Genomic DNA, 24,723 nt, shown 5'->3' with positions numbered 1-24,723 from the left:
CGCGTATTGCTTGTTTAATGGCAAAATGTGTTGTGTGTGAGTGATGTTGCGCAAGGGGCGCAAGAAAAAAGCAGACGCCGAAACGCCTGCTTGTCTTAATTAAGCGGTAGCACGCTCATTCCAAGAATCGGAATGGATGATGTTGCCGTCTTTGTATGTCCAAGTGATTTTTTCATAGCGCAGCTCAATCTCTTCGAGATGGTTGTGCTTCTCTTTACCTGGATCTTTGATGTCGTGCATTTTTGGAGCGACTTTCACGACTTTGACGTTTTCAAGTTTGGTGTTGAAATATTCGACTTCTTGTCCTGCGTCATCAATGCGATACCATTTGAATTCCGCTTCTTTCAAGGTTTGACCCGTGGTCACAGCCTTGTAAAGGTAAGGGCTTGAAGCATCAATTTCTTTAACGAAAATGAATGGCGTATGGATACGAGTACCTGTTAATTTACCGGTATTGTTATCCGTTGGGATGTACAGGTTATGGTCTTGAGCAACCACTTCGATGCTGCCTTCACGGTCTTGTACGTCGACAGAACCTTTAATTTCAGCACCGCCATCATCTTTCAGCCATAAATAAACTGGAATAGCCATAACTACTTCTCCTTTAGTGTGGAATGTGTACCACCATCCATCGATGGTACGGTGTTGACGCCTAATATCTGACAAGCTTCAGCTTGCGGTATCAGGCGAATTTCTACGCGGCGATTGCGAGCTCGTCCGTCAGCGGTGTTGTTGTCGGCAACGGGGTTATTTTGTCCGTATCCCTGCACAGCAAAGCAGGTTGGCGAGATATCGCTGGTTTGGATCATCCAATCACGGACAGACTCTGCGCGTTTTAAAGACAGTTTTTGGTTTTGCTCTGGATTCCCGGTGTTATCGGTATAGCCAGAAACCATAATTAACCAGCCGGGTTTGGCTTTGATATTGAGTAGCGCATCAACTAACACTTTGGTCGCGCCCGTTTTGAGTGTGTATTGTCCAACATCGAATAAGGACAAGCTGTCCAAAGTGACGATTTGAGGTGGTGCAGTCGGCGCTTCAGGAGGGATTTCAGGTTGAGAAGGCGCCCAACTCCCTAGCAGAGTATGTAAGTAAGGCAATATTCGATTACCTTGATATAACGCTAAAGAGTAAGCGCTTGGGATCCCTTCACGCTCCCAGCGTGCAAGCTCAGCAGCATCATCTTGTAGCTGCTGATAAGCGGTCAATTTGGGTGCGAGTGGAACTTCTGAAAGCTGAGAGAAACGAGCAATATCTTCACCAATATGGCGAATGAGTTGCTGGTTATGGTGGTAGCTACCGACTAAAGCACCCACGAAGAAAACCCCAAAAATGACGCCAATTGCACCGAGGCTTTTTTCTGTTCGGCTTAAGTTAATATCATGATGTAAGCGGCGTAACATGACATCCGGCAAAGGGAGTAAATCCGTTGTTTGTACTGAGGAGCGCAATGGCAATGTGGTTTTTTCTTGGATGAATTGCTGCCATAAATTGTTTGGCTGGCTAGTGATATTAATCCACTGAATGGCCCATGCGGAAGGGATTTGCTTCGGTGCTCCAGCTTGAGGTAGGGTAAATTGAGGAACTAAAACTTGGTTTAGCCAGCTCTGTAAGGTATCTAGCCATAGCGAAAATTGCAGGCTTTGTTCTGACTGTCCGAAATGCGCAGGTAGCCACACGGAGTAAGGGACTGACATCGCACCTTCTTGCTCCACCTGAAATTCAGTTTGGTGGCTGAGTAACGTCATCCAAGGCGTATGTTCATCATCAACATGCATAGCGGTATCAGCATGATGAGGTTTAGAAAGGTATACCGTTACCCAAAATGGCAATTTAGCACCGATTTTTTGACGACCTTCCCCAATAGCTCGACGCCAGTTGAGTAGCGCTTGTGTCAGGGTTTCTTGTTGGGTAAGTTGCTCAGGTAATACAACGTAAAGTAAGGATAAATGCCCAGATAGTGAAGGGGCATATTCCACCAATGCGGCAATCAGTTTAACGAGCTCAGTGGGCGCGGATACGCGAATATACCAACCTTGATTTGTTTCTCTGTGTAATTGGTCATCCAGAAATAGTGCTTGAGATTGACCGCAGACTAAAATGACAGGTCCCTGATAATTATCAGTAGGAAATGCACCCGTATAATCATGTTCAGTGGATAACACTTGGCGTCGCTGTTTATATTGCCAAAACAACATTCCCCCCGTCAGTACTAAGACGAAGACGGAAACAAAAATGGTGACACTTTGCCCTAGAGACCAAAATCCCCAGAGTAGCCACAAGAAAAGCCCCGTAGCAAAAAGCGTCAGACACTGTTTGATTGGATTTTGCATGCCTATCCTTGTGTCATCCACTGTTGTAGTAAATGTTCTAACGAAGCACTGAACCCCCACCACATGGCGGCGAGTATGAGGATGCCGCCTATCCAACCAAACCAGTAAAGTCTGCGACGGCTAAACCGTAATTTAGGTTTTACGACGAGAGGTAATTCTGACGTGATCAGATAATCTGGAAGCTGAACATTGAGTTGAGCGACGATACGTTCACGTTCTGGCGCCTCTTTTTGGCGAAACTTACCGACAAACCCGAGGGTAAGCACGCGATGAAAACAGAGCAAAACGTCAGGATTCGGGGCGGTTTCGTTTAAAATGCTGCGTAGACGATCCCAAAGTTTGTCTCCCGCTTCTAATGTATTGAAGTAACGTGCTTGCAAAGGAGACTGGATCCATGTGTTGTAGCCATCATCTTGGTGCTGGCGATTCATCACAGATTCATCAATCAAAGCACATTGAGCGTATTGCATATGTTCAATGGCGGATTCAGGGTAGCCGTGTTCGAGCAGTTTTTGACGTGTTTCATCAATGAGTTGGCAAACGCGACGATAAAAACTATCCCCATGAGTGATGGCGGTGCCTTGATGTAACTGACAAACCATCAGCCAAGTTTGGGCGAAGATCATGTCGATAGTATGGTGTGATGTTGTATTGTTCATGAGCGAAGTACCGCAAACAGCTCTAATTGAATGTCACCTAACGTGCTTGGAACATAGAATGCACATTGCCCAGAAGAGAGCATGGCTTGACCCGCAGGTGTTTCAATATCTAGCGCAAAGTATTGATTTTCTAAGCGAAGAGGAACCGCCGTTGGGACATGGCTGAGCGGTTTCAATGGAATACCATTGAGTGCCACATTAACGACGTCAGCCACATCATCACTACTGCCCGCTTTGCAAAGGAGTGGAAATTGAGCGATCAATAAGTGAGCAGGCAATGATGAGCGAACCGATAAGTAAAAATCGGCTTCTTCACGTAATCGACCGTCATGGAGTTGACCTTTCCAGAATGGACCTTCTTTCGCCAGTTCAATGCTAATCACGCGAGAAGGCAAACTGGCTTCAAGCAGTGTATTTAACAAGGCAAAAAGAGGTGGGAAAACGAGCTCTGGCTGCTCATGTTTGTACAGCGGAATGTCTTCCAGCTTACTTTCTAAGGAAAAAGTTAATAAGCTGCCGGCTAAACGAGCTAGCTCTCGATATAGCAATTCAGGATGACGATGTAATGCGGTGCTGAGCTCATTGAGGACTGGTTCGGCACTATTGAGTGAATTCAATAACCAAAACAGTGAGACATCAGCGACCACAAAGTCGGCCATTTTCTCATTACTTTCACGACGTAGCGCCATTAAACGACGGCGCTTAGCCACTAAACGGTGCATAAACTCAGAAAGTAATGTTCGTAATTCAGCACTTCCCTGGCAGGAAAGTAAGGGGGGAATGAAGTGGTTATCAAATTCCCACATCCCCTGAGCGTTGCGAATAAGGCGTGCAACAGGGCAGGTCATATAGGCTTCATTCTCATCATGAGCAAAACGCAGTGTTGCCACGTGACGTAGCACGGCAATGTCTGTTTGTTCATGCCCTAATAAGTCTTGGACTTTAACCCATTCTTGGCTAAATCGGCGTGGGCGATCGGTTCCTGTTTCGGGAACTAAGTTTCCACCATTGGCTAACATTAAAGGCAGCGCCAGAACGATATCCAATGACTGACGATCCGCATAATCATTGAGGGACAATACCGGAGGAAGGGCATCAGCTAAGGTTGTGTCAATCAGTGTGCCGTCGTGAAAGCGCACCACGATTTTTTGGGCGCTTACGCGAGAGAGCGTTAATGCACTGACATCAAACTCGGTATTAATGACGCCCCACGTGGAGGCGATACCCATTTGTGCGACGACTTCAGCAACATGACCGTCCCAACGGGCTTGCTGTTGAAATTGCTGAGGGGCCAAAAAGGCCCCGTCTGTCCATAGGGGACGGTAGATTTTCATCCTGAATGACCTTTAATAACCGTTAGGCTTTAGCTTTAGGCATTTGAGAAACTAGCGATAAATCAACATCCATACCTTCGACTTGGAAGTGTGGAACCGCGTACAGTTTCACACGGAAGAAGCCCGGGTTATCTTCAATATCCTCTACAACCACTTTTGCATCACGTAGTGGGTGAGAAGCTTGTAAATCATCACCTGGATCGGTCATTTCAGTGACTAAGCCACGAACCCAGTTGTTGAGTTCTAATTCAAGTAAGCGTCTGTCTTTGGTGGTACCAATATTTTCGCGTTGAATTAGTTTCAAGTAATGGGCGATACGAGACAGTAAGAAAATGTACGGTAAGCGGGCGTTAATACGGCTGTTCGCGGTGGCATCAGCGGTATCGTATAACGCCGGTTTTTGCGCCGAGTTAGCCGAGAAGAAGCAGGAGTAATCACGGTTTTTGTAGTAAGACAGCGGGATAAATCCAAGATTGGCGAACTCAAATTCACGGGTCTCAGGGATCATCACTTCGGATGGAATTTTTACCTGGCTACCCGTACCTAAATCAAACAGGTGGATTGGGAGATCTTTAACGGCACCACCGGCTTGAGGTCCACGAATTTGTACGCACCAACCGTTGTTGATAAAACTTTTTACCATGTTGGCAGCAAAAGCAAAGGTGGCGTTGGTCCACAGGTATTTCTCGTGATCAGGACCTTTAACTTCTTCAACGTAGTTGAAGCTACGAACAGGCACGGTATCTGGTCCGTATGGTAGACGACCTAGCACGCGAGGCATCGTTAAGCCGATATATCGAGCATCATCAGAGTCACGGAATGATTTCCACTTGATGTACTCGGCGCGGTCAAAATAGTTGCCAATATCTTTGATTGCTGCGACTTCTTCCATCGTCTCTTTGCCGAAGAATTTTGGCCCCACAGAACCAATAAATGGCATATGTGCGGATGCTGAGACTTTGGAGATACTACGCAGTAAGGCGATATCTTGCGGGCTACGGTCAAATTCATAGTTGGAAATCATGGCTGCGATAGGTTCGCCGCCTGGGGTGTCATATTCAGCAATGTAGGTATGGTGATAAAGACCACTTTGAATGATCTCAGGGCTATCTTCGAAATCTTGACGTAAATCGTCTTTAGCGATATCTAACAGCTCAATTTTAACGTTTTGACGGAAATCAGTGCGGTCAACGAGGAATTTCAAGCCACGCCAAGTGGATTCAACTTTTTGGAAGTCTTGGTGGTGCATGACTTCATCCAGTTGTTGGCTGATTTGTTTATCAAGCTCCGCGATATGATGGTCAAGTAGGTTTCGGTCTAAACGCTCAACTTTTTGACCTGATGATTTTAAACGGTCTAAGAAGACTTGAACGGCGACAGTGACACGCTCATCAGCCGTTGCGTCTGCCAAGGCAGCATTGTCTTGGAATGCGTTAATATCACTGATTGATGCGACTGGCGTTAAATTGATTTTTTCGAACAAAGAAGCGTAAACACCTTGGTTTGAGGTGTCATCCAGCACAGTTGTTGCGCCTTGAGTTGATTCAGTTTTTACAGACATCAGCATAATCCTTTAATAATCCAAATTAATCTTTCTTCGGCGCTAGCTGTGCTAGTTCTTCACGAAGTTCATCACTGAGCTCTGGATCCTTAAGAATATTTTCCAGTTCACGGCGGAACGTTGCGTTATCGAGGAGATTAGATTTCAGGTCACGCAGCAGATTGCGCATTGCTAACATTGCGCGCAGTTGAGGAATTTGGCGGGCAACTTGCTCAGGCTCAAAATCTTTCATGTTTTTGAAAGAGAGGTTGATGCTTTCTTCACTTCCATCACCGGCAAGGGTATTTTTCACCGTGAGGTTAATGGTCGGCGCAAATTCAGTGAGTACACTGTTAAAGTTATTTTTATTGATATTAACTTTTTCGCGCTCAGATAATGCTCGATTATCTTGTCCATTGCTGTAATCACCAACAGCTAATAATTTAAGTGGTAATTCCACTTTTTTCTGCGCACCACCCGTGTGCAAGTCTAATTTGATATTAACCCGAGCCTTCGGTACTTCATTTTGGAAGCTATCTGACATTTTAGGAGTCCTTTAGTGGTATTACTCGCTTTAAATATGAATTATTGGTAAATGAAATATATTCTTTAACTTTAATTTGGCTTAAATCAGTTTGCTATTTTATATAGTTTTAAGATGGATAGATCAAGGTTTCTAATGGATTTGATTTTATGCTTGAGTGCGATAAAACGTATTTTTACGTATGCAAACCTATTTAATTAATTAAAAATCATTTAAAATCAATGTGAATTTAAAGTCACAATAAATGTGAGTAGATAATTGGCAGGAAATTTAAATAGTGAAAATAGAGATTATTCTTAAGAAAAACAGAATATATAAATATTTTTACTCATAAAGGGGGTGGTAACAGGTGATAATATAGACGAAATACTATTCGTGGAGTTATTTCTAATTTTTAATATAAATCGTTAATTAAAGCTAAAAATAAAGTGTAAAAAAATGTGTGGTGAATATAAATGCTTCGCAAAATTTAAAATAAAGCATAACGGATGATTATGCTAAATTAATTTAGTTTACTAAGATTTATTCTGGATTATTTAAAAAATAATTTTGTTGAGTGAGGTATTGCACAAACTTTAGATAGTTTTCGTGTGAATCAAACGCTCGTTTTGGGAAAATAAAGGCGCTAGTTCTATCAATAAATAGATAATGCGTGTCTCCATTTTGTTTTATAAAACCCATTGAATTCCAATTGTAGTGCCATAATCCATAGGTACTCTCAATGTGTAATCCATTCTCATCTGCCGTGAATGTTTTTGTGCAGAAAGTCGAGCTATCCGCATCAGGAATCGCTTTGTTCAATGTTTTAAACAAACGTATTGCAAAGATGGCATAAAGTAATATCGCCATCAGAACAGAGACAACAAATTGCCCTAGATTAAGCTCGATATCAAAATGTTGGAGTAAGGTGAATACCCCTCCCATGATGGCAAAGAAAGCCAAATAGAGCAGGGTATAAGTGAGCAAGCTGCGGTTTTTGGGTAAAAAGTAGTTGTTTTTATGGCAGTAGCGGCTAAAGGCGATAAATTCTTGGCGTGATAACGCAACCGTGACGGATAGCGACATGCTGTATAACTCAATAAAAGGTTAAAAGAATAGTGGCTATTATCCCGATAGCGATGCAATTTGGCTATCAGATAATGGTTAAAGAAAGGGAAGTATTGAATAACAAAAAGCCAACCGAAAAGGCTGGCTTGAGTGAGAATTTGGTCGGCACGAGAGGATTTGAACCTCCGACCCCGGACACCCCATGACCGTGCGCTACCAAGCTGCGCTACGTGCCGATTAACGAATTGTATGCCTTTAAAGCAAGGCTTTAGGTAAAAATATACTACTCAAAACATTGGCGAAATCAAGAGCAAATTCATATGACTGATTGAAATTTAAGCGCTAATTTTCATTGAAGCGTTTAAGTTCAGTAAAGATTTTCAGTAGCTCAGCAAGGTCTGGTTTGTCGTCAGTTTGCTCGTTACCTTGTGGGTCATAGATATTAAATTGTCCGTTATGATCCATATACATGGTAGCGCTGTTGGTGGTAATGACGACATCGCTTTTATCGCCGGTGATCACCCACGGATAAGTGCGCTGCGCACTGAAGAGATCTTCTCCTTGGCTGTAATCATCAGGCGGATTATTAACATGTAATACCCGCTGCATGAGGGTGGTCATTACATCTTGATGACTAGTCAGCTTATCAATTTGTTGCGCTGGAGTATTAGGCCAGTAGATAAATAACGGAACTTGCATACTGTCGCGGTTAAAGTGTTTTTTATTCACCCAGTCAGTATCTTGCGAACCGTTACTGTTGTAGTTTGCCGTGATCACCACAATGGTATTATTCAGCTTGTTCTGGCTCTTCAACGTCTCAATGACTTGACTGATTTGGTTATCCGTTTGATTACTTCCCGGCGCTCCCTTGATATTTAAGAATGAAAACCAAGGAGAGCCATGTTTCACGTTATCTAGCCATAAATTCCACTGTGCAATAGTTTGTTTGTCATTGTCCGCTGCTTTTGTCGGCAAGGAGTAGTCAGACAAAATCGCTTGTCGGAATAATGGTGAGCTAAATCCATCAGTGGAGAATAAACCAAACTGATAGCCTTGATGCTGTAAAGCTTCAATCAGTACAGAAGGGTGGCGACCATTGAGAATGTTATCAATATAACTTGATGAGATACCGTAGAACAGCCCAAATAGGGCGGTGTCATTGCGCAATCCAGAAGTATAGTGATTGGTAAATTGGGAGCTGATATTTTTGAACTCTTTCAATGAGTTCATTTGGTTTTGCTGAGAAACATTACCTAAATCATCAACAACCAATAACAGTAAATTGTAACCCGTACCTTGGTCTTGGTAGTTAAGCGGCTTCAATGGATACTGAAGTTTCAGTGCAGTTGGGCTACCTTGCTGGAATACACGATTTTGATGTGCAGTTAGGTCGAGTAGACCATATTTATCAAGTAGCTTACGCGCTGTCATTGGTTGAGACAGCGGGTAATTATAGCGTTGCATCGTGATTGGGCGATAAAAATTGGCATCCGCCCACGCATACATTAAATGTGACATCACAAATGTTGCGATGAATAGACCTGCCAGCGGGCGCCCAAATGTTTGTCGGCTTAAGCTGCGTAGTTTTTGCCAGCTCCAGGTCGCAAATAGCATCTCAACCAGAAAAATAATGGGGATGCTGATGAACATCAATTGCCATTCGCGCGCCATTTCACCCTTGGCAGGGTTAATGACTAAATCCCATACCTGCGGGGTAAGGTGAAGACCAAATTGGCTAAAGACGCGAATATCAAAGAGTAATAAGGTAAGTCCCGCGGTGGCTAGCGCCACACAGATAACCCTCAACAATCGTTGGGACATAACGATAAAGGTCAGCGGAAAGATGATTAGCAAGTAAGTAGCGAACACCACAAAACTGAAATGACCCAACCAACTGACGAAGGCATAAGCGCGACCAGCGAAGGTATCTGGCCAGTCAAAAATAAACAGATAGCTGCTACTTAGCAAAAGGCAAAGTAGTATATTAAAAAGTGCAAACCAATGCCCCCAACCAATCATGTTGGAGACTTTATCACGGTAGCGCTGATGGGTGACCATGCTGTTTATTTATCAACCAAATTAGTGTGATTTATCTTCTTGTACAGAAGAAAGTAATGCATTGGCAAAGGACTCTGCAATCATTTTACGCTGAGCAGGGGCGACAGACGTATTCAGCAGATTGGTAACCATGTTACCGAGTACCATTAATGATAGATCAACGGGAGTATGGTTTTTTTCTAACACACTAACAAGGTCAGACAGTAAACCTTCAACTTTTTCATCACTATAGCGAGATGATTGTGGCATAAATTATGGCATCCTAAATTAATGAAAGCTCCATATGATAGCCCATTGTGGGTGACTTTTCTTCTTTCTTTAAACAAATTTTCGTTTAATTGATAATAATGTTTATTTAGATCACCGAAGTGGATAATAGTTCGCCACAAAAGTAATAAAAAAATGGCGGTTAACGGTTTCAGTTGCAGACAAATACTAACAGTGTTTGAATACGCGACATTATTTCTGCTAGCGAAAGGAGCCAACAATGAGTCTGGAAATTACCCAGATAGCGTTACACCAGTTGATTAAACGAGATGAACAGACCTTAGAAGTCATGTTGCGTGATTCGTTATTGACGACAGACAATGTTGTGCAAGACATGATGGCAGAATTACATCGTGTATACAGTGCAAAAAGTAAGGCGTTTGGTGAGTTCAACGAAGAGAGTGAACTGGCTGAAGCGTTAACGTTACTGCGTAAGGGTGAAGAAGAGTTTTTAGGCTTTAGCCGTGCAATGACCGTACGTTTAAAAGATGAGCTGGCAAAATACCCGTTTGCTGAAGGCGGAATCGTTCTCTTCTGCCAATATCGTTACTTGGCAGTGGAATATCTCCTTATCGCTGTTCTGAATAGTTGCGACAGTATGTTTGTGACTGAGTCCCTCGATTTGGGTACGACTCACTATTTAGATATTCCTCATGCGGATATTGTAGCGCGTATTGATTTGACTGAATGGGAAACTAATCCTGAGTCGAAGCGTTATCTGACTTTCCTTAAAGGACGAGTGGGGCGTAAAGTATCTGATTTCTTTATGGACTTTTTAGCTGCGTCTGAAGGTTTGAATGCGAAGGTACAGAATAAAGGGTTAGTCCAAGCATTGGATGATTTTTGTGATAATGCGCAAATGGATAAAAACACTCGCCAAGCCTATCGCCAGCAAGTTCACAGCTATTGCAGTGAGCAACTGCAATCAGGCGAAGAGATTGAGCTGAAGGAACTCTCAAAAGAGTTACCAATGGTGGAAGAGCAAAGCTTTGAAGATTTTACTCGCCAAAATGATTATCAACTGGAAGAGAGTTTTCCTGCTGATCGCGGTACGTTGAAGCAATTAACGAAATTTTCAGGCAGTGGTGGGGGTATTACGATTAGCTTTGACGCGATGTTAATGGGAGAACGTATTTTCTGGGATCCCGTGACGGACACATTGACTATCCGTGGTACACCGCCGAATCTGCGTGACCAGTTGCAACGTCGCGGTAATAAATAGTGAATGATGGATTCACTATCGAAATTTTTATGTTAGAAATCGTATGTTTGAAATAAATAACGCCGCAATTGCGGCGTTATTTACTCGGCGTCCCGAAAAAACTTTAAAGCTCGGCTATGGGCTTAATTAAGCGCGCAGGAAGTCAATGTGCGTCACTTTTGGCTTAAATGGGTGACGTTGAACAGCCTGAACTTTTACTTTAGTTTCTTTACCATCGATAACCAGAGTCAGAACTTCGTAAAATTCTGCTTTGCTTTCTTGGTTAATGATTTCATCGTGGTTCAGAGTAACAGAGATAGCTTCTTGGTTGCCACCGTAAACGATAGCTGGCAGTTGGTTAGCTCTGCGCAGGCGGCGGCTCGCACCCTTACCCTGCTCTTTACGTTCAATTGCATTGATAGTTAACATTACAATTTCTCTATAAAAGAAAAAATAAAAATCCTGCTACAGGCGACCCAGCAGCAGGTTCGAGATTTGGCCCTGTAACATCATTTCGCTAAGCGAGACATACAAAGGCGGGCGGCATTTTAACGAAAAAACGGTCAGCGGGCAATCATTAAGATCATTATCTTTCTGACTTGGCATGATTTATTCATCATTAATCGCGTCTTTTCTGCTTATCTTAACGATGCTGCAAGACGGAAACGCCCCTGATAATCAAAGATTTTCTCTCTAATCTCCCAGTAGTTTTCTTTTTTTCGCGCAACAATAAATTGTGGGTAACGTAATAAAGCTTGTTGTGAAATAATGTCGTTTGCATTATTCCAATGGAAAGGAACACCTGGGGCTCGATGATGTTCTCGCAAGAATCGGAATTCAAATGCGCGTTTTTGAGCCGGAGTGGTGAGTCGAAAGCGCTCAGACACCGACGTACCATCTTCATCATAGTAGGCAATTTTAAGCCATTCGCCTTTTGCATCCGAGCCTGACGTGAGTTCCATTCCCCCGCAGCGTAAGATTAGCGCATCTTTGAGTCGTAATGCGGCTTTAAGCATATCATCGGGGTCAGTAAGCACTTCTTGGCATTTATGGCAACGTCGTGCGGCAATGTCATTTTCAGCGCCACAATGGGGGCATTGCTTAAATCGAAAGCGGAACTCACATTGTTGTTTTCGTCCATGCTCATCTTCTTCCCACCCTTGGCAGCGACGCCCGTAGTGCTCGACAATTTGACCATCAGCGGTGCATTTCCCCCAAAAAACATTGGCAAACTGACACAGTGGACAGAAAACTTGGACTGGAACGCTGGTGGAGTTGGGTTTGCTGCTACCCACTTCGGGGCGAAAGAGGTCGTGAGGATTTCCGGCATAGTCCAGAATTAGGCACTGTTTTTTTCCTTCACTCAAACGTAAGCCACGTCCAACGATTTGCTGATATAAGCTGACAGACTCTGTCGGGCGTAAGATGGCAATTACGTCTACGTGTGGCGCATCAAAACCAGTGGTCAGTACTGAAACGTTGACAAGATAATGTAATTGCTTGTTTTTAAATTGCTGAATGATGCTTTGGCGCTCGAGGGATGGTGTATCCGCGGTGACTAATGCCGCAGTATCTTGAGGTAAATAACTGAGGATCTCTTTAGCATGTTCAACCGTAGCAGCAAAAATCATGCAACCTTGTAATGGCGTTGCATACTCAATAATCTGCGCCACAATTTTTGGTGTAATGCGCTGCTGTTTTTTGAGGGATAAATTGAGTTCTTGCTCACTAAAAATTCCCGATTGGTTAACCAATACCTGACTAAAATCATATTGTAGCACTGGCATATCTAAGCGTTCAGGGGGAACCAAAAATTGGTTTTTGATCATGTAATGCAGCGGTAATTCATAGATACAATCACGGAAAAAACAGTGTTCATCACCTTTAACCATTCCGTGGTAGTGGTATTGGTAAATCCACCCATGGCCAAGGCGATAGGGCGTCGCGGTCAAGCCCAAAATGCGTAGTGCAGAGTTATGCTTTTGTAAGCTTAGGATAATTTGTTGATACTGACTTTCTTCGTTTAAGCTGATGCGATGACATTCATCGATGATCACTAAGGAGAATTTGTCGTCAAAGTGTTCAAGGTTACGCGCTACCGATTGTACGCTCCCAAAGACCACTTTACTGTGGGATTCTTTGCGATTGAGACCTGCTGCGAATATATCTGCCTCTAGACCATAAGTCAGATATTTAGCGTGGTTTTGCTCAACTAACTCTTTGACATGCGCTAAAACTAATACGCGCCCACGAGCCAGCCTCGCTAATTCTGCGATCACTAAGCTTTTTCCTGCCCCTGTCGGAAGCACAATCACTGCTGGTGTAGTATGACGACGGAAATGCTGGATCGTCGCGTCAACGGCTTCTTGTTGGTAAGGGCGTAAAGTAAAACGGGATGAGGCTGCAGGCATATGAGTTAGTTTTTTCAAAAAAGTCAGATTATTAATGTTAAATTTAAGTTAAATCCGTTGCTAGGTCTAAATTTAAGCGTTCCCCTTGCTGCGCTATCACTTGTAACAGGTTATTGGTATAATAAATTATGTGATAGTAATCACAGCAATCCATCTTTCTATCTTATGACAGCGCGGTGCTATTGTACCTCTCGCTGACATTCCATCAAGTTAAGAGAATCTATGCGACTGGATAAATTTTTGTCCCAGCAACTTGGGATAAGCCGGAGTTTGGTGGCGCGTGAGCTACGTGCCGGTAATGTCATGGTTGACGATGAAGTTGTAAAATCAGGTTCAATGCAGGTGGGTCTTGATAATGAAGTTGCCTATGATGGCAATGTGTTAGTGCAAGTCACAGGACCTCGCTATTTTATGCTCAATAAGCCTGAAGGCTATGTTTGCTCTACTGATGACCCAACGCACCCAACAATTCTCTATTTTATTGATGAGCCCGTCGCCCAAAAACTGCATGCAGCAGGTCGCTTGGATATTGATACGACAGGGTTAGTGTTATTAACGGATGACGGGCAATGGTCCCACCGCATTACCTCGCCAAAACATCATTGTGAGAAAACCTACCGAGTTCAACTGAGTGAAGATATTACCGACGATGTCGCTATTCAATTTGAACAAGGCGTCATGTTAAATGGTGAGAAATCACTCACGAAACCTGCTCAATTGGAGATTATTTCTCCACGTGACGTCCGGCTGACAATCAGTGAAGGGCGCTATCATCAAGTTAAGCGGATGTTTGCGGCCGTCGGAAATCATGTGTGTGGTTTGCATCGTGAGCGAGTCGGGGAAATTCGTTTAGATGAGCAGCTAGAGCCGGGGGAATATCGTCCACTGACTGAAGCTGAGATTGAGAGTATTACGGTTCCCCGTTAATGATGTCATAGCAGGAGTTAATAAGTGCAACAACAGCGTTCATCCTATTTGGGGCTGATTTTAATTTTAGGTTTGCTATCAATGCTAATGCCATTAGCGATTGATATGTATTTACCGAGTTTCCCTGCAATGACAGGTTACTTTAATGTAGATGAAGGGCGCATTCAGATGACCCTAAACAGCTACATTTTTGGTTTTGCAATTGGTCAGCTTTTTTATGGTCCGATGGCGGACAGTCTAGGACGTAAACCCGTAATTTTAGGTGGGGTGATTGTCTTTGCATTAGCCTCGGCGGCTTGTGCAGTTGCGGAATCGATCGATACATTTATCTGGTTGCGTTTCCTTCATGGATTTGCGGCAGCCGCAGCCAGCGTCGTGATCAACGCATTAATGCGCGACATGTTTACTAAAGATGAATTCTCCAGAAGCATGTCTTTCGTCGTATTGGTGATGACAATTGCACCGTTGATGGCACCTATCATGGGCGGCGAAATGATGCGCTGGTTCTCATGGCATGCCATTTTCTGGAGTATTGCAATTGCGGCTGTTATCGCTGTGGTGCTAGTCAGTTTATTTATCCGAGAAACACTACCCGTTGAAAGGCGACAAAAATTCCATATCGGAACCACATTACGCCAATTTGCGACGTTATTCAGAGCCCGCCAAGTGTTGTTCTATATTTTGGCCAGCTCATTTTCGTTTTCCGGTATGTTTTCTTTCTTGAATGCGGGGTCATTTGTCTATATCGACCTTAACGGAGTATCGCCTCAACATTTTGGCTATTACTTTGGCATCAATATTGTCTTCTTATTTATTATGACGACGATTAACGGCAAATTTGTAAGGCAATTTGGCGCTGAGCGAATGTTGTATTTCGGGATTATTGTTCAGTTCGTTATGGGAATATGGTTATTAACGACGACAGCATTGGGTATGGATTTCTGGACATTAGTGATCGGCGTCGCGATTTATGTGAGTGGGATTGCAATGATCACCTCAAACTCGATGGCAGTGATCCTCGATAATTATCCTCATATTGCAGGAACAGTGTCTTCACTTGCCGGCACAATTCGTTTTTCTATTGGTGCATTGGTGGGGACTTTGTTATCAATGATTCCTGCTAAAAATGCATGGCCGATGGTAGGCTCGATGGTAGGTTGTGTGGCTCTCTCCATGTTATTTGTGCTTTTAGCGAAAAGAGCAAAATAACATCTCCAATAGAATCAGTTTCAAGGATGAAGCTGATAAACTCATTAGTTTCCCTCAATTATTTATATCATGCTGATTTATCTCACCAATATATTATTCATGATACCTATGGATTAACCTACTCAACACTTCGGTAAAATCGATTAATTTCTTAATGAAATTAAAGTATTTATCAAAAAATGATCCATATCAATTATCTTAAATGGAATGTTTGTTAAATTTCTGTTTTCGATGAAAAGTGGAACTCATTTTTTAATAATCCGAAATAAGGCTATATGAGCTTAAAAAAGAGATAATTGTTAATACATTTGAATAATAATGTAAAAAATAAATTGATTTACTATGGTTTATTTTGATGGTTGTTCTCAAAATTTGTTTAATAATTAACTTTTTTGTCAAAAAAATTCGTATGCAATGATGTATGTCACAAAAATTTAACGACATGCTACTTTTTTAATGTTATATTTAAGTTCTTGCTTTTAACATTCATGTTACTTTTCGATTGAGTTAAAAGTTCGGTTTGAACGAGGATTTCTTTAAGACATATGTAGCTCTATTCACTCTCTAATATAGAGAGAGGTACAAGGAAGAGGGACGTTGTCTCTTGGGGGAGTTTCAGTATCTAAAAGAATCGATATTCATTGAGTGAAATGTAAATTAAATGGCGATTTGGCTAGTCAATTTACTTGGCAAAATGATGACATGTTTTAATAGGAAATTTTTGTGGAAAAATTAGGTCTTTCGGTGGTGCACAGGCTACCGCAAAGCTACCGCTGGTTATCGGGAAAAATAGGGACTGATGTTGAAGTTGTACCTATGAATGATATGAATAGCGATAAGCTAGTGGGGCTAAAATTGCTGAGCCACGACTGTGCAACAGATTGTATTGCAATGAAGCATTTATCTGAATCGTTATCGGAAATGCAGATCGATAACGCCATTTTAGAATGGCAAAAAGAGATGTGTTTATTTATCCGAGCGAGTGATGAGCTAACCGCAATGTGCCGTTTAAAAGCATCCGGTGTTGCTATCGCAGAAATGGCTTCTGGTTTCTATTGTGCTTAATGGCATTGAAACTATTTAATCTTAAGGTCGTCTTTATGATATTCGGCCCAATAAAAAAGCTTCCGGTTTAGAGCCTGGAAGCTTTTTTATTGGCAAGGTATCTATATGTTACTGCATTAATGTTTCTGGGTTCTATGAACCATTAACCACACGGCGGCTTGCGTAATAACGCTTGCTCCAATAATCGTTAGTCATTTCAGAAACAATAACGCCATTGCTTGTAGAGGCGTGAACAAACTTATTGTCCCCGATATAAATCCCTACATGCTTCATCGTGCGACCTGTTTTAAACAGAACTAAGTCACCCGCTCTTAAATTATTGCGTTTTACACTTTTACCTGAAGACTCTTGTTCAGAGGTAGTACGTGGTAATTGCACGCCAAATTGTTCGAGGAAAGTACGTTGTACGAAGCTAGAGCAGTCAACACCACTTTTCGTGGTTCCACCTAAACGGTAGCTTACGCCTTTCCAGCTTGCATATTGATCCATGATTTTGGATTTGGTATCAACACTTCTGACTAAATCTTCGAACTCATCTTGAGATGCCATTGCGAGTGAGTCATTCGATGTTGCATTTAACATACGAGCATCTGAAGATCTTGTGGTTGTCTGACCATTCTTCGACGTTTTCGGTGCCGTACATGCTGAAAGCGTTACGGCAATTGCGACTGCCGGAACAATGCGCCAGATATAGCGCTTAAATTTTTCAGAAGTTAACATTAATAGAATATCCCTTGCCATTTTATTTGTTGCCGTGTGGAAATTACACAACACACTTAAACTGATCCCTGTGAAAAACGCATTAAACGACTGAGTGTATTTTTCGCAGAAAGTGTTTATGTATCGAACAAATTATGCTCTAAATTAGCAGCTATCTTGTGCTCTAACACCTGTTGATTATAAAAAGATAATCAGAAGCTGCTAAAAATCGTACTTATTTTATATATTTGGCTGATGAATATTAGGTTCTTTAACCAAACATAAAGAATATACATAAACAAAGCTGAAATGGCGAGTTAATAGGGGCATAATTTACAAAACATTATATAAAACGAGAGATCCATCATTAACTTGCCTTCAGAATGCGAATAATCCAGTGTTTTTGCGCTCTTAGGAAGACCGTTTTCAAAGAAAACATGATCATAGTCACGTTTATTATCTAATATCTTTATAAAAACAGTGGTGATTTTTTAAATTTCAATCTGATTTGTAAAGAAGTTTAAATTTATATTGTTTGTCACTTAAATGTAAAAACAAATTGTCCGTATTAGATAGGTATATGTTGCGGATATTCTTACTACATTATCGTGTGTTTTTTATGCATTAAGCTTCCAATGAAGAGAGCTAAACAGTTATGTTCATTATTCGATGCTACGAAATTTTACTCCTTTAATAAGTGAAAGGAATTAAATAGATTAAAAATTTACTAAAAAAATGAATTTAATTAGAGAATTGTTGATAGCAGTTCTAATTAATAAACATCTAATGTGATTGATGGATAAGATGACTAATTTTAATAAAATAGAAAGTGATTTGTTGTATAAATGAAATCAATTCCAATGAAATTTATTGTATCTAAGTTAAATTTTAAACGCTAAAAATCTTGCCTCCCTTTGCGGGTTTCTAAAAATAAAAAATGGCGACCATATGTGAAATAACTATTTCCCTACTCAAATTAAGCTTATATCCGAAATTTATTAAACAACGCATCAATTAGATGTAAATAAATTCTAGTAATTGACGATAACTTAATTTTAAGCGGAGAAATTCTTGTGGATCACTCAGTAAAAAAAATAACATTAGCAGTATTTTCTTTAATGGCATTAACATTCGGTATGCACGCTAAAGCCTCTACACATAGCGAAGCAAAACCCGTTGCATCAGGTACTATCCACTTTGTCGGCGCGATTGTCGCATCACCTTGCGTTATCACGAGTATTGAACAGAGTATTGATACAAAATGTTGGAATGATGATGGAGCCGTTAAAACGACGTCAGTAAAGTTTAATAAATTGACTGAAAAAGGAACTGTACTTCCAAATCATAAAGGAACTCAAACATTCAAATGGATTAATAAGGAAAATAAAATAGGGGTTTACACGGTTATTTATGACTAATAACTAAATTGTCATTTTTATATTAATTTTTGAATGTTAAATGGAATGCGTTTCTAGGATGAGTGATGTTTATTTATAATGACGCCTATGGGCGGAATGCCCATAGGTAATGTAAGCTTATTTTCATACTGAGAAAATAGAGCAAAATAATTAATCACAACGCCCCATATAACGGCGTTCAGGAATGTGAATACGGATTTTTTCACCGGTAGTTAAATATTCAGGAACTTGAACTGTTAAGCCAGTCGGCATTGTTGCAGGTTTAGTACGAGCACTTGCAGAAGCGCCTTTAATACCTGGTGTTGTTTCAGCAATCACCATATCGACAGTTTGTGGCAATTCAAGTGCTAGCACTTGCCCATCCATTGTTAAAACCTGCATTCCTGGTAAACCTTCTTCAGGAATAAATAGCAGCTCTTCTTCAATATCAGATTTTTTAAAGATATATGGGGTATAGTCTTCATTGTCCATGAACACATACTCATCACCATCAATATACGAGAAGCTTACCGCACGGCGAGTGAGTGAAATTGTGTCTAAAATATCATCGCCTTTGAAGCGCTCTTCAACTTTTTGGCCGGTTTTGATATCGGTAAAGCGCATTTTATACAGTGTACTTGCGCCACGAGCGCTTGGGGATTGGATATCAATGTCTTTAACCAGCAGTAATTTCCCGTTGTAGTTTATTGCAAAACCACGTTTGATTTCGTTGGCCTTAGCCATAAATAACCTTCTTTGTTATTAGTCAAAAAGAGTTCGACAAAATTACTCGCAGATAACGGATTAGGCAAGATGTTAACATCAAAAAAATCCCTAGTTTTCACGCTAGGGATCTCTTTTTAACCAATGATTGTCTTTGAATAACTTAATAAACAGGCAATAAACCTAACAGAGACAAAATATGGGCTGCTGCGTTAATCAAACCAAATAAGATTACGAACCCAATCACAAAGCTTCCGCCGGGTGTTCGATAGCTATTATTAGGAAAACGCTTACGGCTTGCTCTTGCCATCATGGCAGGGACAATGACCGCCCAAATAGTGGCTGCAAGTCCTGCAAAACCGATGGCATAAATAAAGCCGTCAGGGAACGCTAAACCTAAAACTGTTGGCGGTAAGAAAGTAATAATGACTGATTTAAATCGCCCTTGATGGCTATCGTTAAATTTAAAGAAGTCAGCGATAAAATCAAATAAGCCGAGGGATACGCCTAAAAACGAGCTAGCTAATGCCATGTAAGAGAACAGCGTTAAAAATTGTGAAATAAAGCTACTCTGTGCGGAAATATTCATTTGATTCAGTAACGCACCAATATTGTTACCATTTTCTCTGATCGCAATAAAGGATGAGCGCGGAATATTACCCTGAATAGCATACTGCCATAAGATATAGATAGTGACGGTAATTCCTGCACCGTAGACTAAGCTCAACATGACACTACGGCTATCTTTATTGTAGTACTTCACTAATCCCGGCACGTTACCATGATAACCAAAAGAGGTCAGTAAATAAGGCAATGCAGCTAATGCATAAGGTAAATATTCACTGTGGCTATTTTCATATTGGTCGAAGAGAACTAAAGGCGAAGCGGTTGTGACCATGCCACCAATAGACATGACGAACGTGATCACCATCCCACCAATTAAAATCGTACTTAACCTATCAACCGCGCGGGTAGATAACCAAACAAAAAACGCGATAACGACCGCAAAAACAAAGCCTGAGAGTGCTTGTGGAACTTGAACATATTGAGAAATGTTCTCTGTAATAATTGAACTACCTGCCGAAATATAGGCATAGGTCAAAATATATAATACAAACGTAATGGAGAGGGTATTAATGGTATTCCAGCCGGAGCCTAATAAATCTTTTACCATTGTATGAAAACTAGCACCTGCAGGGTAATTCATATTGGCTTCTAAAATCATTAATCCTGATAATAACATACAGATAAATGTGTAGATCAGTAAGACAACTGAACCGGAAAACCAAACACCTGAAGTCACCATCGGAATAGAAAACATACCTGCACCGACTGCGGTACCGGCTATGATCATTGAACCGCCTAAAATAGAGGGGCGCTTTGGTGGTTTTGTTACATCGGCTTCCATGATGACTCCTGAATGATTGTTTCACTGTACTAGCTGAACGATACATTAGGACTGAAATAATGTAAACATCTAAAAGATAATAAAATAAAAAATAATTAATGGTGATTACTATATGCACAAATAGGATAAAATTTGTGCATATGGGGTTTAGTGGTGAGGCTGATAAAAGCGTTTGTTGAGCCATAGCTCAATGGTATTACGGCTAGCTTCAAAATGAGGCTCAGGTAATGGGTCAGTTGGGGAGATCCACAACAGGCTTTCGCATTTATCCGCTTCCATGATCTGTGGGGCTTTTTCTCCGTTATATTCCACATGCATGCAGATGGAAACGGTATGTTTTCCTTCTTGTTGGAAGGTTTCGATATTATTGCTGATACCAAATACGGTTGGGGTCTCGATATCAATACCAATCTCTTCTTTTATTTCACGGATTGCACAGGCTTCGAAAGATTCTCCTGGGTCAACATGGCCTCCGAAAATAGACCAGTAAGGCGCATGCTGACTGCTACGTTTACCTAGGAGAATTTGCCCTTGGGCGTTAGTAATCAGTACGCCGACACCAACAACAACATATTGAGGATCCGACATTATTTTTCCTTCTTCTTATTTTTATAAAGGAAAGAATTTTGCCACGTTACTTTCAAATTACAATCAGGAAAAAATACAAATATCACTGAAACTAACAGTTATTAGTGTTATAACTATGCCCTGAAAATCTTGTGATAAGACCGTCTGCACGAAGACAATAATGATAAGGGAGATAAGTGGTTATGACTCGCCGGGTTGCTACAATTACATTAAATCCTGCTTATGACCTTGTGGGGCTATGCCCTTCCATCGAAGTCGGTGAAGTCAATTTAGTTAAGACCGCTAGTCTCAATGCTGGAGGCAAAGGGGTTAATGTAGGAAAAGTCCTGCGTGACCTCGGTATTGATATCACTGTTAGCGGCTTTATGGGTAAGGACAACCAAGAAGAATTCCAACACTTCTTTAGTGAAAATGGCATGGCAAACCGCTTTAGCATGGTGCCAGGTCGTACGCGCATTAATGTTAAGCTCACAGAAAATAACGGTGAATCGACAGACTTTAATTTCTCTGGTTTTGATGTCAGTAAAGAAGATTGGAACCGTTTTTCCACAGAATCCCTTAATTGGCTTGGTCATTTTGACATGGTGGTGGTAAGCGGAAGTTTACCTAATGGGATTGAACCTGAAGAATTCACACGTTGGATGACTCGTCTGCGTCAATTATGCCCTTGTATTATCTTTGATAGTAGCCGCGAAGCATTAAAAGCGGGTCTGAAAGCATCCCCATGGTTAGTTAAACCTAATCGTCAAGAGTTAGAAACATGGGTAGGGCGCAAATTACCTGATTTAAAAGATGTTATTGCGGCGGCACATGAGCTGCGTGATAAAGGCATTTCTCACGTGGTCATTTCCCTTGGTGAAGAAGGTGCTCTTTGGGTAAATGCTTCAGGATCTTGGCTTGCAAAACCGCCTCAATGTGAGGTTGTCAGTACGGTAGGTGCTGGGGATTCAATGGTTGCAGGGTTAGCTTACGGCTTATTAAATGGTGAGACTAGCGAGCATACACTCCGTATGGCGACCGCAATTTCTGCGTTATCGGTTTCTCAGCCTGATGTTGGCTTAAAAAATCGTAATAAGCTGGCGGATATGATGGCGAAAATTGAGATGAAATCATTGTAAATATTGTACGATTATTTCATTGAGAAGGCGGCTATAGAAGGCCGCCTTTTTGTTTGCGATGGTTTTGTCTATTAGCTGTCTTAGCTATTTTGTTGCGATTTTAACCATGCAATCTCTTGTGGCCAAATATCGGGATTGATGGTCTCTAAAATCAGCGGGATACCATCAAAACGTGGGTCTTTCATAATATAGCTAAATGGTGCATAGCCAATATTGCCTTCACCTAAGCTATGATGGCGGTCAACACGGCTGGCAAATTCACTTTTCGCATCATTAAGATGCATACCTTTTAAGAATTCAAAGCCCACAATGTCAGAAAATTGTTGGAATGTTTTCTCGCAATCTTCTGCTGTGCGCAGGTCATAACCTGCGGCAAAGGCATGGCACGTATCAATACAAACACCGACACGGCTTTGATCTTTAACGCGCTCGATGATTTTAGCTAGATGTGTAAAATCAAACCCCAGATTTGTCCCTTGTCCTGCAGTATTTTCAATGACGGCGATAACACCTTCAGTTTCTTCTAAGGCGATATTGATCGATTCTGCAATACGCGCGAGGCAATCATCAACTTCAATTTGCTTAAGGTGGCTGCCGGGATGGAAGTTCAGCAGGTCAATTCCCAATTGCATACAACGCTGCATTTCATCAATAAAAGCGACGCGAGATTTCTCTAATGCTTCAAATTCAGGATGCCCCAAATTAATGAGATAACTGTCGTGGGGTAAAATTTGGTGCTTCCCATAACCGTATTTAGCGCAGTTTTGTTTGAAGCTTTTAATTGATTCATCACTAAGGGGGGCGGCTTTCCATTGACGTTGATTCTTGGTAAATAAGGCAAATGCAGTGGCTCCAATTTCATGGGCGCGAATCACTGCTTGGTCTACGCCGCCAGAGGCGCTGACATGTGCTCCAACATATTTCATGATAGACTCCTTTTTTCAGGAGTATGCCATTAATAACTAAAGAAATGAAACCAATAAAAAAATGCCGCTTATAAAAAGCGGCAATCGGAGGTGCTCAAAAAAGGAGACAAACTTAGCAAGTAGAAAATGAGGGTTAAAACACCGACTGAATAACAACGTTAATCACTATACCGCCGAAAATTAACCAAGCGAACAAGATAGCAGCCATCAATAAAGGTTTGATCCCCGCTTGTCGAATCGCACTGACATGCGTTGTCAACCCTAATGCCACCATCGCCATCGCTAATAGGATGGTATCTAACGTAATAATTTGTTTAACCAGTTGCTCAGGTAATAAGTTGAATGAGTTAAACGCGGCGACTAAGATAAAAATCACCGCAAACCAAGGGATCGTAATTTTACTTTTTTGGGCGCCTTCTTGCGTGCTGGCCGCATTTTTACGGCTAATAAATGCAGATAAGATAATTAAAAACGGCGCCAGCATCATCACGCGTAACATTTTCGCTATCACAGAAGCATTTTCTGCATCTGGACCAATAGTATGACCTGCGGCAACAACTTGGGCGACTTCATGTACGGTTGAACCGATATAAATCCCGAATGTTTCTTGAGTCGCAGGGATCCAGCCGAAATGCGCATTTAACTGATATAACCATGGGTAGACAAAAATACCAATGGTACCAAAGATCACCACGGTTGAAACGGCAACTGCGACCTTACTTGCGGACGCTTTAACGACCGGCTCGGTTGCCATTACGGCAGCTGCACCACAAATACTGCTACCCGCACCAATTAACATGGTGGTTTCATCATCAAGTTTGAATACTTTTTTACCAAGCCAATAAGCTAAGAAAAAAGTGGAGGTTAATGTGAGTGCATCAATAATCAGTCCTGTGGCTCCCACGTCGGTAATTTGCTGAAAAGTCAGGCGAAAGCCATACAAAATAATACCGGCACGTAAAAAATAGTGCTTAGCGAATTTAATCCCTGCATCGCTACTTGTACTAATCGCAGGGTAAACGGTATTTCCCACACAAATACCAAGAAGAATAGCCAGAGTGAGCGCGCCCAGCCCGATATCCATAAACCATGATTGTTCACCAAGATATATGGCAATGGCTGTTAAAATTCCCGCTAAAATGATCCCCGGAACAAGTTTTAGAATAGGGAATGAATTATTTTGTGTGATTGCTTTGGTTCCAGTTTTATCCATGACTACACTCTTTATGACGACTTAGATTAAGTTGGAATAAGCATATAACAAAAAAT

23 protein-coding genes and 1 tRNA gene are annotated in these 24,723 nt (G+C 41.5%); 6 read left to right on the top strand and 18 right to left on the bottom strand.

Annotated features, from left to right (window positions below):
- Positions 1-99: 99 nt before the first annotated feature.
- From ACIH2S_RS11650 to ACIH2S_RS11605, 10 genes are all read right to left on the bottom strand, one after another.
- Positions 100-591: an Hcp family type VI secretion system effector gene (locus ACIH2S_RS11650; protein ID WP_006660409.1), complete on the bottom strand. Its 492-nt coding sequence runs from the start codon at positions 589-591 to the stop codon at positions 100-102.
- A gap of 2 nt (positions 592-593) precedes the next feature.
- Entirely contained in the window at positions 594-2,333 is a 1,740-nt protein-coding gene (locus ACIH2S_RS11645) for an OmpA family protein (protein WP_430247476.1), read from the bottom strand.
- A 2-nt stretch (positions 2,334-2,335) separates the two neighbouring features.
- Positions 2,336-2,992, bottom strand: a complete 657-nt coding sequence (gene tssL, locus ACIH2S_RS11640; protein ID WP_108477936.1) for a type VI secretion system protein TssL, short form — start codon at positions 2,990-2,992, stop codon at positions 2,336-2,338.
- Positions 2,989-4,326 carry a type VI secretion system baseplate subunit TssK gene (gene tssK / locus ACIH2S_RS11635; RefSeq protein WP_036952981.1) on the bottom strand — a complete coding sequence of 446 codons (1,338 nt, stop codon included), beginning with the start codon at positions 4,324-4,326 and terminating at the stop codon, positions 2,989-2,991. The genes tssL and tssK overlap by 4 nt, the downstream gene beginning before the upstream one ends.
- A 22-nt stretch (positions 4,327-4,348) precedes the next feature.
- On the bottom strand, positions 4,349-5,893 hold the full coding sequence (tssC, locus tag ACIH2S_RS11630) for a type VI secretion system contractile sheath large subunit (RefSeq protein WP_108477937.1): 1,545 nt from the start codon (positions 5,891-5,893) through the stop codon (positions 4,349-4,351).
- A gap of 19 nt (positions 5,894-5,912) precedes the next feature.
- Positions 5,913-6,410 (bottom strand): type VI secretion system contractile sheath small subunit, encoded by a 498-nt coding sequence (tssB, locus tag ACIH2S_RS11625; protein WP_036952987.1) that lies wholly within the window; start codon positions 6,408-6,410, stop codon positions 5,913-5,915.
- Positions 6,411-6,932: 522 nt separating this feature from the next.
- Positions 6,933-7,475, bottom strand: coding sequence for a YcxB family protein (locus tag ACIH2S_RS11620; RefSeq protein WP_051422694.1), 543 nt, complete (start codon positions 7,473-7,475; stop codon positions 6,933-6,935).
- 141 nt (positions 7,476-7,616) lie between these two features.
- Positions 7,617-7,693: transfer RNA gene (locus ACIH2S_RS11615), tRNA-Pro, on the bottom strand.
- A 106-nt stretch (positions 7,694-7,799) separates the two neighbouring features.
- On the bottom strand, positions 7,800-9,515 hold the full coding sequence (gene yejM, locus ACIH2S_RS11610; RefSeq protein WP_108477938.1) for an LPS biosynthesis-modulating metalloenzyme YejM: 1,716 nt from the start codon (positions 9,513-9,515) through the stop codon (positions 7,800-7,802).
- 21 nt (positions 9,516-9,536) lie between these two features.
- Positions 9,537-9,764: a YejL family protein gene (locus ACIH2S_RS11605; protein ID WP_108477939.1), complete on the bottom strand. Its 228-nt coding sequence runs from the start codon at positions 9,762-9,764 to the stop codon at positions 9,537-9,539.
- A 238-nt stretch (positions 9,765-10,002) separates the two neighbouring features.
- Between ACIH2S_RS11605 and yejK the strand changes: the two genes are divergently transcribed.
- A complete protein-coding gene (gene yejK / locus ACIH2S_RS11600) occupies positions 10,003-11,004 on the top strand; it encodes a nucleoid-associated protein YejK (RefSeq protein ID WP_108477940.1) in 1,002 nt (333 codons plus the stop codon).
- A 126-nt stretch (positions 11,005-11,130) separates the two neighbouring features.
- Here yejK and rplY read toward each other — a convergent pair whose 3' ends face one another.
- Positions 11,131-11,412: a 50S ribosomal protein L25 gene (gene rplY, locus ACIH2S_RS11595; RefSeq protein WP_006660420.1), complete on the bottom strand. Its 282-nt coding sequence runs from the start codon at positions 11,410-11,412 to the stop codon at positions 11,131-11,133.
- A 209-nt stretch (positions 11,413-11,621) separates the two neighbouring features.
- Complete coding sequence (locus tag ACIH2S_RS11590) at positions 11,622-13,394, bottom strand: DEAD/DEAH box helicase (RefSeq protein WP_154636902.1); 1,773 nt, start codon at positions 13,392-13,394, stop codon at positions 11,622-11,624.
- Positions 13,395-13,616: 222 nt separating this feature from the next.
- On the opposite strand from ACIH2S_RS11590, the gene rsuA reads away from it, so the two are divergent.
- From rsuA to ACIH2S_RS11575, 3 genes are all read left to right on the top strand, one after another.
- Positions 13,617-14,321, top strand: coding sequence for a 16S rRNA pseudouridine(516) synthase RsuA (gene rsuA, locus ACIH2S_RS11585; protein ID WP_036953000.1), 705 nt, complete (start codon positions 13,617-13,619; stop codon positions 14,319-14,321).
- 24 nt (positions 14,322-14,345) lie between these two features.
- Complete coding sequence (locus tag ACIH2S_RS11580; RefSeq protein ID WP_036953002.1) at positions 14,346-15,530, top strand: Bcr/CflA family multidrug efflux MFS transporter; 1,185 nt, start codon at positions 14,346-14,348, stop codon at positions 15,528-15,530.
- Positions 15,531-16,253: 723 nt separating this feature from the next.
- Positions 16,254-16,595, top strand: coding sequence for a hypothetical protein (locus ACIH2S_RS11575; RefSeq protein WP_036953005.1), 342 nt, complete (start codon positions 16,254-16,256; stop codon positions 16,593-16,595).
- Positions 16,596-16,727: 132 nt separating this feature from the next.
- Here ACIH2S_RS11575 and mepS read toward each other — a convergent pair whose 3' ends face one another.
- Entirely contained in the window at positions 16,728-17,315 is a 588-nt protein-coding gene (gene mepS, locus ACIH2S_RS11570; protein WP_036953007.1) for a bifunctional murein DD-endopeptidase/murein LD-carboxypeptidase, read from the bottom strand.
- 1,052 nt (positions 17,316-18,367) lie between these two features.
- Here mepS and ACIH2S_RS11565 point away from each other — a divergent pair.
- Entirely contained in the window at positions 18,368-18,712 is a 345-nt protein-coding gene (locus ACIH2S_RS11565; protein ID WP_108477942.1) for a hypothetical protein, read from the top strand.
- Positions 18,713-18,862: 150 nt separating this feature from the next.
- Here ACIH2S_RS11565 and yeiP read toward each other — a convergent pair whose 3' ends face one another.
- From yeiP to ACIH2S_RS11550, 3 genes are all read right to left on the bottom strand, one after another.
- Positions 18,863-19,435 (bottom strand): elongation factor P-like protein YeiP, encoded by a 573-nt coding sequence (yeiP, locus tag ACIH2S_RS11560; RefSeq protein ID WP_036953010.1) that lies wholly within the window; start codon positions 19,433-19,435, stop codon positions 18,863-18,865.
- A gap of 142 nt (positions 19,436-19,577) precedes the next feature.
- On the bottom strand, positions 19,578-20,822 hold the full coding sequence (mtr, locus tag ACIH2S_RS11555) for a tryptophan permease (RefSeq protein WP_108477943.1): 1,245 nt from the start codon (positions 20,820-20,822) through the stop codon (positions 19,578-19,580).
- Positions 20,823-20,969: 147 nt separating this feature from the next.
- Positions 20,970-21,410, bottom strand: a complete 441-nt coding sequence (locus ACIH2S_RS11550) for a nucleotide triphosphate diphosphatase NUDT15 (protein ID WP_108477944.1) — start codon at positions 21,408-21,410, stop codon at positions 20,970-20,972.
- 182 nt (positions 21,411-21,592) lie between these two features.
- Here ACIH2S_RS11550 and fruK point away from each other — a divergent pair, with 182 nt between their 5' ends.
- Positions 21,593-22,528 (top strand): 1-phosphofructokinase, encoded by a 936-nt coding sequence (fruK, locus tag ACIH2S_RS11545; protein ID WP_036953017.1) that lies wholly within the window; start codon positions 21,593-21,595, stop codon positions 22,526-22,528.
- Positions 22,529-22,608: 80 nt separating this feature from the next.
- Here the strand turns inward: fruK and nfo are convergent, their stop codons facing one another.
- Positions 22,609-23,454, bottom strand: a complete 846-nt coding sequence (nfo, locus tag ACIH2S_RS11540; RefSeq protein ID WP_036953020.1) for a deoxyribonuclease IV — start codon at positions 23,452-23,454, stop codon at positions 22,609-22,611.
- Positions 23,455-23,587: 133 nt separating this feature from the next.
- Positions 23,588-24,667, bottom strand: a complete 1,080-nt coding sequence (locus tag ACIH2S_RS11535; protein WP_036953023.1) for a YeiH family protein — start codon at positions 24,665-24,667, stop codon at positions 23,588-23,590.
- Between the last annotated feature and the right edge of the window lie 56 nt (positions 24,668-24,723).

The sequence above is a fragment of the Providencia lanzhouensis genome, from assembly GCF_050469745.1.
In the GTDB taxonomy this organism is placed as follows: Bacteria; Pseudomonadota; Gammaproteobacteria; order Enterobacterales; family Enterobacteriaceae; genus Providencia; species Providencia lanzhouensis.
The sequence above is the reverse complement of the archived record's forward strand: the minus strand, read 5'-3'. Positions and strand labels throughout refer to the sequence as shown.